Annotated in this window: 10 protein-coding genes; 5 read left to right on the top strand and 5 right to left on the bottom strand. The window is 68.5% G+C overall.

Translation table 11 applies throughout. The annotated features are described in order from the left end of the window. Window positions 1-3: 3 nt before the first annotated feature. Genes ACFWN7_RS12865 through ACFWN7_RS12855 form a run of 3 tightly spaced genes read right to left on the bottom strand, consistent with a single transcriptional unit; the run spans window position 4 to window position 3156 of the window. Window positions 4-903: a carbohydrate ABC transporter permease gene (locus tag ACFWN7_RS12865; protein WP_376939207.1), complete on the bottom strand. Its 900-nt coding sequence runs from the start codon at window positions 901-903 to the stop codon at window positions 4-6. Continuing rightward, the gene (locus ACFWN7_RS12860; RefSeq protein WP_376939206.1) at window positions 896-1870 is read right to left on the bottom strand and encodes a carbohydrate ABC transporter permease; all 975 of its coding nucleotides are present in this window, start codon (window positions 1868-1870) and stop codon (window positions 896-898) included. The genes ACFWN7_RS12865 and ACFWN7_RS12860 overlap by 8 nt, the downstream gene beginning before the upstream one ends. Before the next feature lie 5 nt (window positions 1871-1875). Then, window positions 1876-3156, bottom strand: coding sequence for an ABC transporter substrate-binding protein (locus ACFWN7_RS12855; RefSeq protein WP_376939205.1), 1281 nt, complete (start codon window positions 3154-3156; stop codon window positions 1876-1878). A 316-nt stretch (window positions 3157-3472) separates the two neighbouring features. Here ACFWN7_RS12855 and ACFWN7_RS12850 point away from each other — a divergent pair, with 316 nt between their 5' ends. Next, the gene (locus ACFWN7_RS12850) at window positions 3473-4711 is read left to right on the top strand and encodes an MFS transporter (protein ID WP_376939204.1); all 1239 of its coding nucleotides are present in this window, start codon (window positions 3473-3475) and stop codon (window positions 4709-4711) included. A 237-nt stretch (window positions 4712-4948) separates the two neighbouring features. On the opposite strand, the gene ACFWN7_RS12845 is transcribed toward ACFWN7_RS12850, so the two are convergent. Continuing rightward, a complete protein-coding gene (locus tag ACFWN7_RS12845) occupies window positions 4949-8512 on the bottom strand; it encodes a family 20 glycosylhydrolase (RefSeq protein WP_376939203.1) in 3564 nt (1187 codons plus the stop codon). A 1406-nt stretch (window positions 8513-9918) separates the two neighbouring features. Here ACFWN7_RS12845 and ACFWN7_RS12840 point away from each other — a divergent pair. The 3 genes from ACFWN7_RS12840 to ACFWN7_RS12830 all read left to right on the top strand — a co-directional run bounded on the left by ACFWN7_RS12840 (window position 9919) and on the right by ACFWN7_RS12830 (window position 12653). Continuing rightward, window positions 9919-11022, top strand: coding sequence for an ATP-binding protein (locus ACFWN7_RS12840; protein ID WP_376939202.1), 1104 nt, complete (start codon window positions 9919-9921; stop codon window positions 11020-11022). 127 nt (window positions 11023-11149) lie between these two features. Beyond that, window positions 11150-11845, top strand: coding sequence for an endonuclease NucS (gene nucS / locus ACFWN7_RS12835; RefSeq protein ID WP_376939201.1), 696 nt, complete (start codon window positions 11150-11152; stop codon window positions 11843-11845). Window positions 11846-11927: 82 nt separating this feature from the next. Further along, window positions 11928-12653, top strand: a complete 726-nt coding sequence (locus ACFWN7_RS12830; protein WP_376939200.1) for an HAD hydrolase-like protein — start codon at window positions 11928-11930, stop codon at window positions 12651-12653. On the opposite strand, the gene ACFWN7_RS12825 is transcribed toward ACFWN7_RS12830, so the two are convergent. Then, complete coding sequence (locus ACFWN7_RS12825; RefSeq protein WP_376939199.1) at window positions 12650-13075, bottom strand: hypothetical protein; 426 nt, start codon at window positions 13073-13075, stop codon at window positions 12650-12652. The two genes, ACFWN7_RS12830 and ACFWN7_RS12825, sit on opposite strands and share 4 nt — an antisense overlap. A gap of 302 nt (window positions 13076-13377) precedes the next feature. On the opposite strand from ACFWN7_RS12825, the gene ACFWN7_RS12820 reads away from it, so the two are divergent. Further along, the gene (locus ACFWN7_RS12820; RefSeq protein ID WP_376939198.1) at window positions 13378-16248 is read left to right on the top strand and encodes an immune inhibitor A domain-containing protein; all 2871 of its coding nucleotides are present in this window, start codon (window positions 13378-13380) and stop codon (window positions 16246-16248) included. Window positions 16249-16266 lie beyond the last annotated feature (18 nt).

Genomic DNA, 16266 nt, shown 5'->3' with positions numbered 1-16266 from the left:
CCGTCACCCCTTCGTCCCAGAGAACGCGATGCCCTGGATGAACTGCTTCTGCAGGATCATGAACGTGATCAGCATCGGCAGCGTCGCGAGCAGCGCGCCGGCCATCAGCACAGGGTAGTCGGTGCCGTGCAGGCCCACGAGCTGCGCCAGCCCGACGGAGAGCGGCATCTTCTCGGGATCGGTCGTGACGATCAGCGGCCACAGCAGGTCGTTCCACGACCACAGCACGGTGAACACGACCAGGGCGACGACGCCCGGCTTCGCGAGCGGCACCATGATGCGCCAGAACGTCTGCCACGGATTCGCGCCGTCGATGCGGGCGGCCTCCTCGAGCTCCGACGGCAGCGACATGAAGAACTGCCGCATCAGGAACGTGCCGAACGCGCTGAAGATGCCGGGCACGATGAGCGCCTGCAGCGTGTTCAGCCAGCCGAGCGACTGCATGATCTCGTACTGCGGCAACAGGAACAGCTGCGAGGGAACCATGAGCACCGAGAGGAACAACACGAACACGACGTTGCGGCCCCGGAACGGGATGCGCGCGAACGCATAGCCCGCCATGGTGCACAGGACCACCTGGCCGATCGTGCGCCCGATCGTGAGCACGACCGAGTTCAGGAACATCTGACCGAACGGCATCGACTCGAACACCTCGGCGAAGTTCGTGAACACCCACGGGTCGGGCAGGATCGTCGGCGGCACCTGCACCGAGTCCTGGAACGTCTTGAACGCCGTGAGGGTCTGCCACACGAACGGGAAGACCATCGCGATCGCGCCGACCGCCAGAATGAGATGCACCAGCCAGTGACCGCGCGTCGTGCGACGACCCCGGCGGGCGCCACGGGCATCGGATGCCTCGGGCGCGCCCGTCATGGCGCGGGTGTCGAGGGCCTGGTCACTCATAGTGCACCCACTTCTTCTGCAGCCGGAACTGCACCGCGGTCAGCACCAGGATGATGACCAGCAGCAGGAACGCGATCGCAGCCGCGTAGCCCTGCTCGTTGTCGAGGAAGCCCGCCCCATAGAAGAGGTAGACGATGGTTCGGGTGTTCGGCATCGCCGGGTTGCTCGCGCCGAGCATCATGTAGATGAGGTCGAACACCTGCAGGGCGCCGATCACGCTGATCACGGTCACGAAGAAGATGCTCGGGCTGAGCAGCGGAATCGTGATCGAGAAGAACTTGCGCACCGGGCCCGCGCCGTCGAGATCGGCGGCCTCGAGGATGGTGTCGGGGATGCCCTGAAGGCCCGCCAGGAAGATCACGACGGCGGAGCCGAGGCCGGCCCAGATGCCGACCACCGCGATCGCTGCGAGCGCCGTGTTCGGGTCGGTCAGCCAGCTGTTGCCCGGGATGCCGAACACGCCGAGCACCTCGTTGAGCACGCCGTAGTCGCCGTTGTAGATCATCTTCCACACGAGTGCAATGGCCGCGGGCATCGTGACGACCGGGATGAAGTACAGGGTGCGGTAGACACTGCGCCCACGGAGCCCGTGGGTGTTGAGGAGGGCGGCGATGGCCACAGCGATCGGGATGCCGATCATCACGATGATCGTGTACAGCGCCGTGTTGCGAAGGGCGCCGATCAGCTCGGGATCCTGGAACAGCTCGATGTAGTTGTCGAACCCGACGAACTCGAGATCGCCGCCGAACGGCCCCGTCTCGGTGAACGAGAGGATGAAGGTTCGTACGGTCGGCCAGAGGTAGAACACGAGAAGACCCGCGGCGGTGGGGCCGATGAACAGGAGCGCCCACCAGCTGGACTGCCCGGGGCCGCGGCGGCGGCGGGCCTTGGGGGCGGCCGACCCCGGCCGCCCCCCGTCCAGCTCGGAGATCGGCGCCGCGGTGCGCTGCGCGATCAGGTCACTCATGAGGACTACTCCGACTCCTCGTCGAGTGCGGCCTGCATCTCATCCGCGAGTCGCTTCAGGCCCTCCTCGGGGGTGACGTTGCCCGCCCAGACCTGCGCGAGAATCTCGCTCTCGAGCGAGGTCCATGCCGAGGTGTTCTTCGACACCGGGTACGGCACGGCCGTCTCGAGCGCGTCGATGTAGACCTGCAGGTCGTACTGCGGCAGCGCGTCGACCCATGCCTGCTGCGTGCCGTTGAACGCCGGGATCACCGTGCCCGTCTCGGCCATGATGTTCGCGGCCTCCTCGCCGCTCGCGAAGGCCGCGAACTGCTTGGCAGTGTCGAGGTGCTCGCTCTTCGCGTTCGCGACATTGGCGATGCCGTGGATGACGCTCTGGTTGCCGGCGGGTCCCTCGGGCAGCGGCGCGACGTTCACCTGGTCGGCGATGTCGGGGTTGTCGGCGTACGCGATGGCGGCCCAGGATCCGTTCTGGAACATGGCGACCTTGCCCGAGAGGAAGATGTCCTCGGGGTTCGTGTCGATCATCTGCTGAGCGGTCGGCGAGTAGCCCGCCGCGATGAGGTCGGTCCAGAGCGTGATGCCCTCGAGCGCCTCGGGAGTGTCGTATCCCGTCTTCGTGCCGTCGGCGTTGATCACCTCACCGCCAGCCTGGGCGATCGAGTTGTAGAAGTTCTCCTGCCCGTACTGCGAGGCGGCGATGCCCCACTGGCCCTTCGCCGGGTCGGTGAGCTTTGCCGCTGCGGCCGTGAAGTCGTCCCAGGTCCAGCCGGCCTCGGGATACGCGACGCCGGCCGCGTCGAAGAGCGCCTTGTTGTACCAGAGGGCGACGGTGTCGAAGTCCTTCGGTGCGCCGTAGACCTCACCGTCGAACGTGTACAGGTCGATGAGGCCCTCGGGGTAGTCGGCCGCGTCGACGAGATCGCCGAGCGGGGCGAGCACGCCGTTCGACGCGTAGAGCTGGAAGTTCGGGCCGTTCATCCAGAAGACATCGGGTGCCTCGCCGCCCGAGACGGCGGTCTGCAGCTTGGTGAAGTACTGGTCGTACGGCGTGAGCTGGATGTCGACCGTCACGTTCGGGTGCTCCGCGGTGAACGCGGCGGCGATCTCCTCCATCGCGGGCTGCTGGTTCTCGTCCCAGATGCCGTACGAGATGGTGACGTCGCCGGACTCGTCGCCGCCGCCGCCGCTTCCGCCGGCGGCGCAGGCGCTGAATCCGAGCAGGGCCGCGGCCGACACGGCGATGGCGGCCGCGACGGTGCGACCGGTTCGGGTGTTGCGGAGCATGGTTCTCCTTCTTGGAGGTCTTCGGTGAGTGCGGAAACGAGTTGTTAATCGTTTAGCAGAGGAAATTAGCGTGCTCGAACGGATGCCGCAAGACCCGTGCCGCAAGTTCGGGACGAGTGGCTGGCGGAGGCGGTCGTACGACCGTTCTGTCGCACGACGACCTTTCGGAAACTCCGTACGCCGGGAGAAGGGTCGTACGGCATTTCCGACCGGCCAGAGAAGGCCACCGCCCGGTTGCGAGCGCCGAGGCCGGCGGATAAGGTTCACGAGAGGCGTATCGAATCGATTCGACACCCACCACGACGTACCGGAGAAGATGACGGAACCAGCACCGCAGACGGTCCATCGCCGCCGCGCAACCCGCGAGCTCGTGGCCTGGCGCAACGCGATCTTCGCGATCTTCTTCCTCTCCGGGCTGAGCCTCGCGAGCTGGGTCGCCCGGCTCCCGGCGATCCGCGACGACCTCGAGCTCAGCACGCAGGGCGTCGGGCTCATCATCCTCGCGGGTTCGATCGGCTCGGTCCTCGGCCTCGTCGCCGCACCGTGGCTCATGGCCCGCTTCGGCGCACGTCTCGGCATGGCCGGGGTGCTCATCGTGGTCGCGGTCGGCCTGACGCTCGTCGGCGTCGGCGGCTCGATCGCCCCGTCGGTGCCGCTCGTCGTGGTCGGCCTCGCGCTGTTCGGCTTCGGCAACGGCGCCGTCGACGTGATGATGAACGTCGAGGGCGCCGAGGCCGAGCGCGAGATCGGCAAGACCCTCATGCCGCTCATGCATGCGTTCTTCAGCTTCGGCACGGTCGCCGGCGCCGGGCTCGCGGCCGCGGCATCCGCCATCTCACTGCCGGTGTGGGCGCACCTCGGCGCCATCGCCGTCGTGATCGCGCTCGCGGTCGTCGTCGCGGTGCGCTTCGTACCCGTGCGCGAAGAGCTCGGCGACGACGCGCACACCGGCGCCCCGCGCGACCCGTGGACGGTGCGGCTCAGGCGGAGCCTCAGCGTCTGGGCCGACGCGCGGCTGCTGCTCATCGGCGTGATCATGCTCGGCATGTCATTCGCCGAGGGCAGCGCGAACGACTGGCTGGCCATCGCCGTGGTCGACGGGCACGGCTACGACGAGACCATCGGCGCCGTCGTGTTCACCGTGTTCACGATCGCCATCACCGGCGCACGCGTGCTCGGCGGCCCGTTCATCGACCGGTTCGGCCGAGTCGCGATGCTGCGGAGCATGTCGGTCATCGGCGTTGCGGGCCTTGCGCTGTTCATCTTCTCGAGCGAGCCGTGGATGTTCATCGTCGGCACCCTGCTCTGGGGCATCGGCTGCTCCCTCGCGTTCCCGGTCGGCATGTCGGCCGCTGCCGATGTTCCCGATCGAGCGGATGCCGCGGCTCGCGTCAGCGCCGTGGCCATGATCGGCTACTGCGCGTTCCTGGTCGGCCCGCCCCTGATCGGATTCCTCGGCGAGCAGTTCGGCATCCTCAACGCGCTCATCCTGCTGCTCGGGCTCATGGCGGTGGCGGGGCTCGCCGCGCCGGCCGCGCGAGAGCGGTCGCGCTGAGAGCGGGCTCGCCTCCCGTACGCTCGCGGCCGCGCTACCCGGGCACAGGAGAGCGGCCGCGCAACCGGGCACAGGAGAGCGGCCGCGCAACCCGGGCACAGGAGAGCGGCCGCGCTACCCGGGCACAGGAGAGCGGCCGCGCTACCCGGGCACAGGAGAGCGGCCGCGCAACCCGCACGACCGCTCTCCTGCCCCCGTCATGCCGGCTTCACCTGAGGCTCACCGGCGATCCCCACGTCACTGGCACGACGCCGCCTCATAGGGCGCATCGACGGAGACCGTCACCGGCACCCCGTCGACCGTCGCCGTCGCCCGGGCGGTCACCGATCCCGCCGGCACGCTCGCCGCGCGCGTCGTGAACGCGTGCACCGCGTTCTTACCCGGCGCGACCGACGCGAACGACTTGGTGCCGTACGCCGACTCGATCGTCAGCGCCACCGGAACGTCCTCGTTGTTCGTCGCCTTCGCCGAAACGAACACCTTTCCGGCGATGCATCGCGTCGACGCGACCGCCGACACGTCCAGGGCCGGCCCGGGCAGCGTGCCGCCGATGTTGATCTCCGCGGCGCCGGCGAAGGCGTTGCCGAGCAGCGAGTTGAGCCCGACCAGCTTCACGTAACGGCCCCGCGTGACCTCGAGCGCCACGTTCTGCGGCGTCTTGGCCGTCGAGAACGAACCCGACGCCACCGGCTCGCCCCACGTCACGCCATCGGCCGAGACGTACACCTCGTAGTCCTTGATCACCGAGTTGTCCTGGTTCTGGCGCCGCACGTACTGCAGGCCGCTCACGTCGTACTCGGTGCCGAGGTCGATGGTGATGTGGTGCGGGAACGCGGGCTGCGCTCCCTGCCACTGCGTGTGCCAGAACGTCGCGGGGTTGCCGTCGATCGCGTTCGTCGCGGCGCCGTTCTCGCCGACCGTCTCCTGGCTGTCGACATCGGCGATCCGCAGCGTCGACTGGTCGATCAGGTCGGGCAGCGGCCGCACGTCGGAGTCGACGACGACGGATGCCTCCGCGGTGCGCGTTCCCTCGACGGCCGTCACGGTCGCCGCACCCGCCTCCGTCGCGGCCGGCACCGGCACGTAGCCGTCGAAGGCGCCGGCGGGGCCGGTGCGCACCGTGGCGAACGGCGTGGAGCCGATGCGCAGCTCCACGTACTGGCGGTCCTCGAAACCGTCGAGCTGCACCCGGGTCCAGTCGCCGGCGACGAGGTCGGCCTCGCCGTCGTTGATCACGAGCTCGGGGTCGGTGGTCGGCGAGAACGGCTCGGCCGGCAGCGCGGCATCCGCGGCGACCTCCACCCCGACCGGCGTCGAGGCCACCAGGCCGCCACTCGTCTCGAGAGTGCACGACTCTGCGGCGGTGAAGGCGCGCGACGCGGTCGCGGTGTAGAGTGCCGCCCCGTGCAGGTTGTCGCGCACCTGTTCGGTCGTGAACGCGACCGGCGTCGTGCCCGACGGGCAGACGAGCTGCGCGGTCACGGGCGCGGTGAGCGCCGAGCGGCTCGCCTGGTCGCCGTCACTGGTGACGGTGTCGGGCGTGAGCGTCGCACCGTCGGCGGAGACCTTCGTACCGGGGGCGGCGATGCTGCCCACCGGCCAGTCGGCCTCGGTGCCGGTGCGGGCGGAGAGCACGCTGCCGGAGACCGAGGCATCCCACGTGGCGCGGGCGGACTCGTAGTAGTTGCTGTCCTCAACGGTCAGACGCTTGCCGAGCAGGCCGAGCCGCTGCGTGAAGTCGTCGACGTTCTTCGCGTCCTTGGCCGTCCAGCCCGTCTCGAGCACGGCGATGGCACGCGGAAGCACGAGGTACTCGGACTGGTCGCCGCCGCGCACCGTCTCCGACCACAGGGGCGCCTCGACGCCGAGCACTCCGGCCTCGGCGACCCCGCCGGCGACCGTCGTGGTGGGATCCCAGTTGTAGTAGCGGTCGAAGTCGCAGCTGCCGGAGCACGCCCAGGTCAGGCCGATCGCCGTGCTCGAGTCGTACTTCTGGTCGAGGTAAGCGCCGCCGGCCGCCGAGACGATCGCCTTGCCGCCCTTGGCCACGAAGTCGCGCACCCAGTCGCCAGAGCCGATCCAGTACTGCACGACGGACCCGTTCCAATAGCCCGCGCCCTGGCTCAGCCCGGCCTCGGCGTACTCGCTCCATCCGATCGTGCCCACTCCCGTGGCTTCGCGCACGCGGGGAACCACCTCGGTGACGAAGTCGACGTAGCGGGTGTGCCCCATCGCGTGCGACTCGTCGCCGCCGATGTGCACGTAGTCGCTGCCCGTCAGCTCGGCGAGCTGCGAGAACACGTGCTCGACGAAGACGTAGCTGAGCTCGTGCTGCTCGTCGAGCGCCGAGTAGCCCACGTTGCCGGTGCCGTTCCATCCCACGACGCCGGTCTGCGGGTCGCGTGCCGGGAGCGAGCGAGCGGTGTTCAGCTCGGGGATGGCGTGCAGCGCCGCGTTCGTGTGGCCGGGCACGTCGACCTCGGGCACGACCTGGACGAACCGGTCGCGGGCGTACTCGACGATCTCGGTGTAGTCGGCTTGCGTGTAGAAGCCGGTGCGCCCGATCTCGCCGCGGTACCCGTGCAGGTTCATCGCCGTGTTGGCCGAGACATCCGTCAACCGGCTGTAGTCGATGGGGTCGCCGGCTGCCTTGCCCTCGTTGGTGATCTCGATGCGCCATCCCTGGTCGTCGGCGAGGTGCAGGTGCAGCGTGTTCATCTTGACGCCAGCGAGCGTGTCGATCTGCGCCTTGATCTCGTCGACGGTCTGGAACGAGCGCGCGACGTCGATCATCACGCCGCGGTAGCCGAACCGGGGGGCGTCGCCGATCTCGACGGCGGGCACGGTGAGCGGGGTGGTCGTCGGGGTCTCCGATGCCGCCCACACCGGCAGCAGCTGCCGCAGGGTCTGCACGCCGTTGAACACGCCGTGCCCGGTGGCCCCGGTGATGACGACGCCGGACTCCGTGCTCTCGAGGAGGTACGCCTCGTCGGCGACATCCTGGCCCGCGCCCCCCGCCGGGTAGTCGGCGTCGACGTCGACGGTGAGCCTGATGTCGCCGTCGCCGTCCGACGTCTCCTCCACCGGGATCGCGAACCCGGTCGCCTGTCGCAGCTGCTCGGCGAGGAGTGCGGCCGGTCCGGCCGCGTCACCGGATGCCACGATGGCGGTGTTCTGCGAGACCGTGAACGGTGCCGCGTCGGTGTGCTGCTCGACCGACAGCGGCTTCGGCACGAGCGGAAGCACCGCGGCCGGCGCCGCCTCGGGGCCGTCCCAGACCTCGAGCTCCCAGAGCGACACGCCGTACTTCTGGCCGCCGATGGGTGTGCGTGCGATGGTCTGCATCTTCACGTACTGGTACGCGGTCGCCGGGTCGGCCGATGCGCCGATCGTCTGCGTGTCCTCGGTGCCGCAGGTGGGCGCCACAGTGCCGGTCGCGTCGACCCACGTGGTGCCATCGGTAGAGACCTGGAGCTTGTACTGCGCCGCGCACGCGGACTCCCAGTGGATGTCGACGTGGTCGATTACCGTCGGCGCGGCGAGCTTCACCGTGATCCAGGCCGAGTCGGAGTAGTCGGACGACCACCGCGACGTGTTCTGACCGGCGGGTCCCGACGTGATGCCGTCGATCACCTTGGCGGGCGTCCAGCCGTAGCTGCCGTTACCCTCGCTTCCGGAGGCTGTGACGGTGCCGCCGGCGCTCGCCAGCGCCACATTCGTGCCCGGGCCGGCGGCCGCGGCCGCCGCGACATCCTCAGATGCCGGTGCTGCGAACGCCGCGCCGGCCGCCGGAATCGCCATGGCGGTGGCGAGGGCGAGAGCGCATGCGACGCGAAGAGATCGTCTGGTTGTGCGGGCCAAGTCTGCTCCACTTCGTCGTAAAGATGCCTGACACGCGTCCACGGTGTGCGTGGAATTGAGTGATTCGCGTGACTTACAGTCAGGTTCGGTCAAAAGCTAGCGAAGCGGCGACGGGTTAGTACACCCTCCAAACAAAACCCGTTATCGAATCGTTATGCGCTTCGGGATGATTGAAGTCCGGTTTCACAAGATTCCCGGTCCTGAATCAAGCTGCCGGGGCCGGTCGAGCGCTGGTGAAGTTGTTCACCTCAGATCTTCAGCCCGCCAGGGACCGGCACCCTGCGGTCTCGTCCAGTCAGCTCAGCAACGGGAGTCGTCACCAGCGCCCCTCCGCTGAGGGATCGGCATCCGGGTCGGCGCGAACGCGTCGCCGACAATCACAGTCCGGCACCCGTCGGCTGCATTGCCTTCCAGCGGGCACGGGGCTGCCCTAAGCTGGCGCACTTGGCTGATCGCGGGCTAGTTCTCGTCCGCGCAGGTCCGTGTGAAACTGAAAGACCAGGAGCACACGTGACGAACAACACCAGCCTCGTGCCGATGACCCCCGCAGCAACCGCTGTGATCGAAGCGATCGCTGCCGCCGGCAGTCGACCCCTGGGCGTCGGCGGTTCCGTCCGTGACGCGCTCCTCGGCCATCCGAGCAGGACGTCGATCTTGAGATTCACGGACACACCGGCATCGACGAGCTCACGGGCCGGCTCTCCGCACTCGGACAGGTCGATCACCGCGGTCCGTCCGCGAAGCCGAGCCCGGCGAGCCCGTGGCTCGAAGTCGCCGCAGACACAATGGTCGGCGACGCACCACGGAAGGGCATTCTCACAGGCGAGCACCTCATCGCGCGTGGGTACGCACCCGGGCCGGGGTTCAAGCCCGCACTCTCCGCCGCGGTCGAGGCGCAAGACGACGGCGTGATCCACGACGAGGACAGTGCTCTCGTATGGCTCGACCAGTACGAAGCGAGTCACAGCGACGCTCAGGGCCCCCAGTCCTGATCCAGCACCCGTGACGGGGCGAGAGCCCCGATCGCGCCAGCATCGCGGTGGGCCCTCCGGTTCCGGCCCGGCTCGAACGGGCTGCCACCCTCACCGAGTTGCTGGTAGGTCGCGACCTTACCGGGTAGGCGCGACTTGGGCGGAATCACGTCAAGGATAACCAGCGGGGCCTGGTAGGGGATCCCTTGCGGGCGCATTCCGGACGGTCGAGGCTGTTGCGCAGCAGGTGACAGGTCTAGGACGCTTCGCTCAGCGATGGACGTGAGGATCGCAAGGGGCTCGGGATCTCGAGTATACAGATACATCGGATACACTGAAGTACACTGTGTACACAGCAGATCACACGAGGATCCGATGACGATCGACCAGATACAGAACCCTTTCCGACCCACGGCGGGTGCCGAGCCCCCGCAATTGATCGGCCGTGCCGGGTTGCTGGACGAGTTCGTCTACGGACTCCGTATCCGCTCCGGGGCGCCGGGCCTCTTGACCATCTTCACCGGCGCTAGGGGCATCGGCAAGACCGTCATGCTGGGCGAGGCCGAGGACGCCGCGCGCACCCGAGGATGGGTCGTGGTATCGGAGACCGCAACGCGTGGGTTCCTGGGTCGGATCGGCGAGTCCATGCGCACGGTCGCCGAGGAACTCGGAGACGGACCCGTCGGTCGGAGGGTCACCGGGATCGGCGCGGCGGGGTTCTCCATCACCACCGAACTCCCCCCGGGGCAGCAGGCCGGATGGCGCCAGGTGGGCGAAAAGCTGCTGCGACTGCTGGATGGACAACGAACCGGGCTGGCCATCACCCTGGATGAGATCCACGGTGCCGACCGGGACGAACTGGCCCAGCTGGCCGCCTCCGTCCAGCATTTCATCCGCGACGGACTGCCGATCGCCCTGGTCTTCGCAGGTCTTCCCGCGGCCGTGTCCGACCTGCTCAACGAAGGCGTGGCGACATTCCTGCGGCGCGCCGACCGTATCGACCTGCACACCGCGGCAATCGACGAGGTCGAGACCTCCTACCGCGAGACGTTCGCCGGACTCACCCACCCGCTGGATCCCACGCTCATCCGGACCGCCGCCGTGTCGACCGGCGGCTACCCGTTCCTGATCCAACTGGTCGGTTACCACATCTGGCAGCTGGCCGAAGTCACCGAGGCTCCGCTGACGGCCGAGGACGTCGACCTCGCCCTGTCCGTCGCTCACCGGCGCAACACTCGCGTCGTCATCGACGCCGCACTCTCCACCGTGTCACCCAAAGACCTCGACTTCCTGCGGGCCATGTCCGAAGACGACGGACCCGCGACGACCGCGGACATTGGTCGGCGGCTCGGAAACCAGAAGAACACCATAGGCAACTACCGCGCCCGGCTCATCGACGCAGGCCTGATCCAGCCGGCGGGACGAGGCCGGCTCGACTTCGCAATCCCCGGCCTGCGTGAGCACCTCCGCCGAATCTGAAGTTCCAGCCCGCCCGGTCGGGCCCACCTTCGAGGGAGGATGACCCGAACCCACTCGACCAGCCCAGCAAGGGCGAGGTCGCCGGGCTGGCGCTCATCCTCCCTTTCGCGGATCGTAGACTCGTCGGGTGCGCCTCGTCATCGCCCGCTGCTCCGTCGACTATGCGGGCCGGCTCTCCGCCCACCTGCCGCTCGCGACGCGACTGCTCATGGTGAAGGGCGACGGCAGCCTTCTCGTGCACTCCGACGGCGGCAGCTACAAGCCGCTCAACTGGATGAGCCCGCCGTGCACGCTCGCGACCGTCGAGCCCGACGACGACCAGCGGTCCGCGGGCGTCGTCGAGGTCTGGAAGGTCACGCATCAGAAGACCGCCGACCAGCTCCTCGTCTCCATCCACCAGGTGCTGCACGACTCGGCGCACGAGCTCGGTATCGATCCCGGCCTCCGGAAAGACGGGGTCGAGGCCCACCTGCAGCAGCTGCTCGCCGAGCAGATCGAGCTCCTCGGCGAGGGTCACCGGCTCGTTCGGCGCGAGTACATGACGGCCATCGGCCCGGTCGACATCCTGGCGACGGATGCCGCGGGCGCGAGCGTGGCCGTCGAGCTGAAGCGGCGCGGCGACATCGACGGCGTGGAGCAGCTCACCCGCTACCTCGATCTCATGAACCGCGACCCGCGGCTCGCCCCCGTGACGGGCGTCTTCGCGGCCCAGGAGATCAAACCGCAGGCTCGCACGCTCGCGGAGGATCGCGGCATCCGGTGCGTCGTGCTCGACTACGACGCCATGCGCGGCATCGAGGGCGGGCACGCTCGGCTGTTCTGAGTCGATTCGTGCACCCTCGTTCCGAGCCCTCACCACCACGTTCCTGAGAACCTCTCAGGGTGAATCCTCGTAGACTGACCCGATGACCACGATGCCCACAAGGACCGTGGCGCCTACCCGAACCTGGTCGACCGTGCTGTTCGATCTCGACGGCACCATCGTCGACTCGGCAGCCGACATCACGGCGTCACTTGCCCACATGTTCACGCAGCTCGGGCTCGACGTGCCATCCGACGACGCGCTCCGCTCGTACGTCGGCCCGCCGCTGCTCGACAGCCTGCGCCTCACCGCCGGCTTCGACGACGCCGAGGCCTGGGCGGCGCTCAACCTCTACCGCGACCACTACGGCGAGCACGTGCTGCGCTCGCCCGTGTTCCCCGGCGTGGCGGGCGTGCTCGAGCGGCTTCACGCCGCCGGCATCCCGGTCGCACTCGCGACATCGAAACCCGAGTCGATGGCGCGCACCGTGCTCGACCACCACGACCTCGCGAAGTACTTCACGGTGATCGCCGGCGCGAGCGACGACGAGGAGCTCAGCACGAAGGCCGATGTCGTGCGCGAGGCGCTCCGCCGCCTGCAGGCGAAGGGCATCGACACGTCGAATGCGGTCATGGTGGGCGACCGCGGCTACGACGCGCTCGGCGCCGCGGCGAACGGCGTGCCCACGATCATGGTCGAGTGGGGCTACGGCTCCCCCGCCGAGGCCGGCGACGCCATGTCCGTCGTGCACTCGGCCGACCAGCTGCGCAACCTCCTGCTCGACCACGGGCGCACTGCCCAAACGACGGCCCAGGACGCGCTCCGCTAGTACCCCGTCGTCTTCGGCACGACCTCCACCGTGAAGGTCAGCGTGTCGCCGGTCTCGCCGTTCTCGAGCGTCACCTCGGTGTCGCCGACCGACTTCGCAGTCAGGCCCGGGTTGAACTGTGCGCTCCCGTCGTCACGGCCGGGCACGAACTCGACGACCTCGGGATCGGAGATCTCGGCCGTCCACTCGGTGGTGGTCTCGTCGTCGCCGGTCAGGTCGACGGCACCGCCCTCGGGCACCTCCACCGTCGTGCCGTCGACGGTGTCGAGTTCCACGATCACCGGCGGCAGCGCCGACGAATCGCCTGACGACCCTGCCGGCGAGCATCCGGCCAGGCCGAGCGACCCCGCTCCCAGCACGAACACCCCCGTGACGGATGCCGCCACGCCACCCCGTGCGATCGATCCGCGAATCTTCCGCATCGTGCATCACCCCCTGCGACAGATCGTACGCCGCAGCGCGCTGCCGCGGCATCTGGAGCCTGATCGGCGCGCCTGTCGTTGGAGCTGACAAGACCTCAACTTCGGCGCCAAGTGCCCCTCGTACGGGGGTGAGACGGATGATTCGTGCGAACGGGCGCAACGGATCTGCGTCGTTCTCCACAGATTTCGGATCGGTCTTTCGCCGATGCCGAGCGGCAGGGCAGGATTCCGCTTACGTCCGTCTACAGGCGGGCGTCATGTTGTGCCCAGCGGGATCCCGCCGGGCACTCGAAGGGAGATGCATGTCTGGAAAGACCACACGCGCGCGCAGGCGCGTGGTGGCCGCCATCCCGGTCTTCGCGCTCGCAGCCGCCGGGCTGGCGGCCGTGGGCACGACGGGGGCTGCCGCCGCACCCGGTCCGATCACCGCTCCGGTGATCAGCGACTCGGAGTACTACATGAACTATGTCGAACCGCGCGCCGAGGAGGCGTTCGGCACCGACCTGTTGGTCACCGAGGGCGTGAACGCCGAGCAGTCGAGGTCTGCGATGGAGGTCGCCGAAGCCGTCGACCAGAAGTTCGCCTCGGGCAACCCGATCGCCGCGCAGGGCCTCGCGCAGCTCGAAGCCGCGTCGATCGAGACCGGCAAGAGCCCGAAGGAGTTGAAGCGCGAACGCGATCGCGATCGCGATCGCGACAAGAACAGGCACGGGAAGCGCGACTACAAGCAGGCCGACGAGACGCAGGAAGCGAAGCTGCTCACGATCCTGGTCGAGTTCAACCCGAACGCGAACGACGACTTCACCGGCACGCAGGTGCCGACCGAGTTCGGCGCGACCGACTGCAAGCCCGGAGACGTGCAGAACGGGCCGCTGCACAACAGCATCCCGAACCCCGCCGACTACGAGCTCGAAGACAACAACTCGATGTGGGTGCCCGACTTCTCGCCCGAGCACTTCAACAAGATGCTCTTCACCGACGAAGGCATCACCGAGCGAGTGCGCAAGGACCTGAGGGGTCCCGACGGCCGTCGCGGCATCGACATCTCGGGCTACACGATGAAGGCGATGTACGAGGAGATGTCGCACGGCGCCTACACCGTCGGCGGTGAGGCGACGCCGTGGATCACCGTGCCGCACTCCGAGGCCTACTACGGCGCGAGCGTCTGCTTCCAGAACGAGGAGGGCGTCTACGAGGCCGGCGCCGTCCAGGACATGCAGGGCCACCCCGACAACCCGCTCGGACCGGGTCAGCTCCCGATCGACGCCGTTGCGGCGCTCGCCGAGGCGGATCCCGGCTTCCCGTGGGCCGACTACGACATCGAAGACCAGGGCGACCGCGACGGCGACGGGAACTTCCTCGAGGCCGACGGCGTCATCGACCACGTCGTGCTCGTGCACGCCGGCGAGGACAAGTCGGGTGGCGGAGGCGCAGAGGGCACCGGTGCCATCTGGGCGCACTCATCGACCGTGGTCGGCGGCGCGTCGATCCCCGGCACCGATCTCGTGCTCTCGAACTACATCGTGCAGCCCGAGGACTCGGGTGTCGGCGTGTTCGCTCACGAGTACGGCCACGATCTCGGCCTGCCCGACCTGTACGACACCTCCGGCGCCGGCAACTCCGACGTCGACTTCTGGGACCTCATGTCGTCGGGCTCGCATTCGGGACCGATCTTCCAGTCGATGCCCACGCACATGGGCCTCTGGGACAAGTGGGTGCTCGGCTGGGCCGACCCGCTCGAGATGAACCCGGGCGACGCGCCGCAGTCGGTCAAGGTCGGCCAGAACTCCCGCCCGCTCAAGGGCACGGAGGACGGCATCAAGATCAACCTCCCCGACAAGGTCGTCACGCTGGCCGCTCCGCACAGCGGAGCGAACATGTGGTACTCGAGCGCCGACCAGGACTGGGCCGACGTGCGCCTGAGCCGCAGCCTCGGCACGGTTCCGGCCGACGCGAAGTTCTGGATGTACAACGACTACGTCATCGAAGCGGAATGGGACTTCGGCTTCGTCGAGGTCTCCACCGACGGCGGTGCCACCTGGACGGAGGCGAAGGTGTACGACGAGACCGGAGCCGAGGTCTCGACGCCCGACGGATACGGCGACCCGAACGGCCGCATGGTCGACTTCGGCAACAAGAAGTACGGGCTCACCGGCTCGACCGAGGGCTGGGCGCACCAGTACATCGACCTCGCTGCCTACGCTGGACAGACCGTCGAGGTGCGGCTCCGCATGGCCACCGACGAGGCGTTCGCCGAGCGCGGTTGGTTCTCCGACGACTTCTCGCTGACCAGCGGCGCGGAGACGGTGTGGAGCGATGACGTCGAAACGGGCGACAACGGCTGGACTCCCGAGGTGGCCTCGTTCGCCGGCACCACCGGCGAGGGTTGGCACATCGACTCCGGCACCTCGACGCAGGCGCAGTACTACCTGGTCGAGTGGCGCAACTTCGACGGCTTCGACGAGGGCCTCAAGTACGCCTACGACACGGTGTACAGCGACGGCGCGTGGAAGGTCGACAAGCTCAAGTACAACGCGCCCGGCGCACTCGTCTGGTACCGCGACACCACGTACGGCGACGCCAACCACGTGAAGGGCAACCTCACCGCGATGCCGAGCGGCGGCGCCAAGGGCGGCCTGCTCATCGTCGACAGCCACTTCGACCCGCTGCGGCGCACGGGCGAAGCGGCGACGGTCGACCCGACGGTGTTGAAGAACCTGCCGTCGCGTGCCCAGTCGTCGAACGCCGCGTTCGGCCTGAAGCGCACGTACCCGTTCACCGAGTGCATCACCGGCGCCGTGCCGACCGATGAGTACTGCACCCAGGTGCCCGCACTGGACCCGGTGCGCACCTTCACCGACGAACAGGGCTGGGTGCCCGGGCTCGAGGTCGTGGAGACCGGAGACCCCGAGGTCGACGGGTTCTACTGGCGCTTCTCCGACGGCTCGGCGGTCGTTCCCTCGGTCGGGAACTCGCCGTACACGACGCGGGTCGTGCACTCCGACGGCAGCCCGTACACCGAGTTGTACGGCACTGACCTCGGCTTCAGCCTCGCGGGAAGCGGCAATCCCGCCGACGCCGGAGTCGGGTTCGGCACCGTCGTCGAGGTGAAGAGGTCCTACAAGCACAACACCACCGCCCTGATCGAGGTCACCCCGCCTCGCGCGGAGTGACCTGAGACGAGGCACCAA

This window comes from Agromyces sp. NPDC058484 (assembly GCF_042720415.1).
Lineage (GTDB): Bacteria > Actinomycetota > Actinomycetes > Actinomycetales > Microbacteriaceae > Agromyces.
This window is presented reverse-complemented; position numbering and strand designations above follow the sequence as displayed.

Excerpts from the sequence above, each read along its gene's own strand:
- ACFWN7_RS12865 (WP_376939207.1), bottom strand. The coding sequence starts at position 903 with ATGAGTGACCAGGCCCTCGACACCCGCGCCATGACGGGCGCGCCCGAG.
- ACFWN7_RS12860 (WP_376939206.1), bottom strand. The coding sequence starts at position 1,870 with ATGAGTGACCTGATCGCGCAGCGCACCGCGGCGCCGATCTCCGAGCTG.
- ACFWN7_RS12855 (WP_376939205.1), bottom strand. The coding sequence starts at position 3,156 with ATGCTCCGCAACACCCGAACCGGTCGCACCGTCGCGGCCGCCATCGCC.
- ACFWN7_RS12850 (WP_376939204.1), top strand. The coding sequence starts at position 3,473 with ATGACGGAACCAGCACCGCAGACGGTCCATCGCCGCCGCGCAACCCGC.
- ACFWN7_RS12845 (WP_376939203.1), bottom strand. The coding sequence starts at position 8,512 with ATGGCGATTCCGGCGGCCGGCGCGGCGTTCGCAGCACCGGCATCTGAG.
- ACFWN7_RS12840 (WP_376939202.1), top strand. The coding sequence starts at position 9,919 with ATGACGATCGACCAGATACAGAACCCTTTCCGACCCACGGCGGGTGCC.
- ACFWN7_RS12830 (WP_376939200.1), top strand. The coding sequence starts at position 11,928 with ATGACCACGATGCCCACAAGGACCGTGGCGCCTACCCGAACCTGGTCG.
- ACFWN7_RS12825 (WP_376939199.1), bottom strand. The coding sequence starts at position 13,075 with ATGCGGAAGATTCGCGGATCGATCGCACGGGGTGGCGTGGCGGCATCC.
- ACFWN7_RS12820 (WP_376939198.1), top strand. The coding sequence starts at position 13,378 with ATGTCTGGAAAGACCACACGCGCGCGCAGGCGCGTGGTGGCCGCCATC.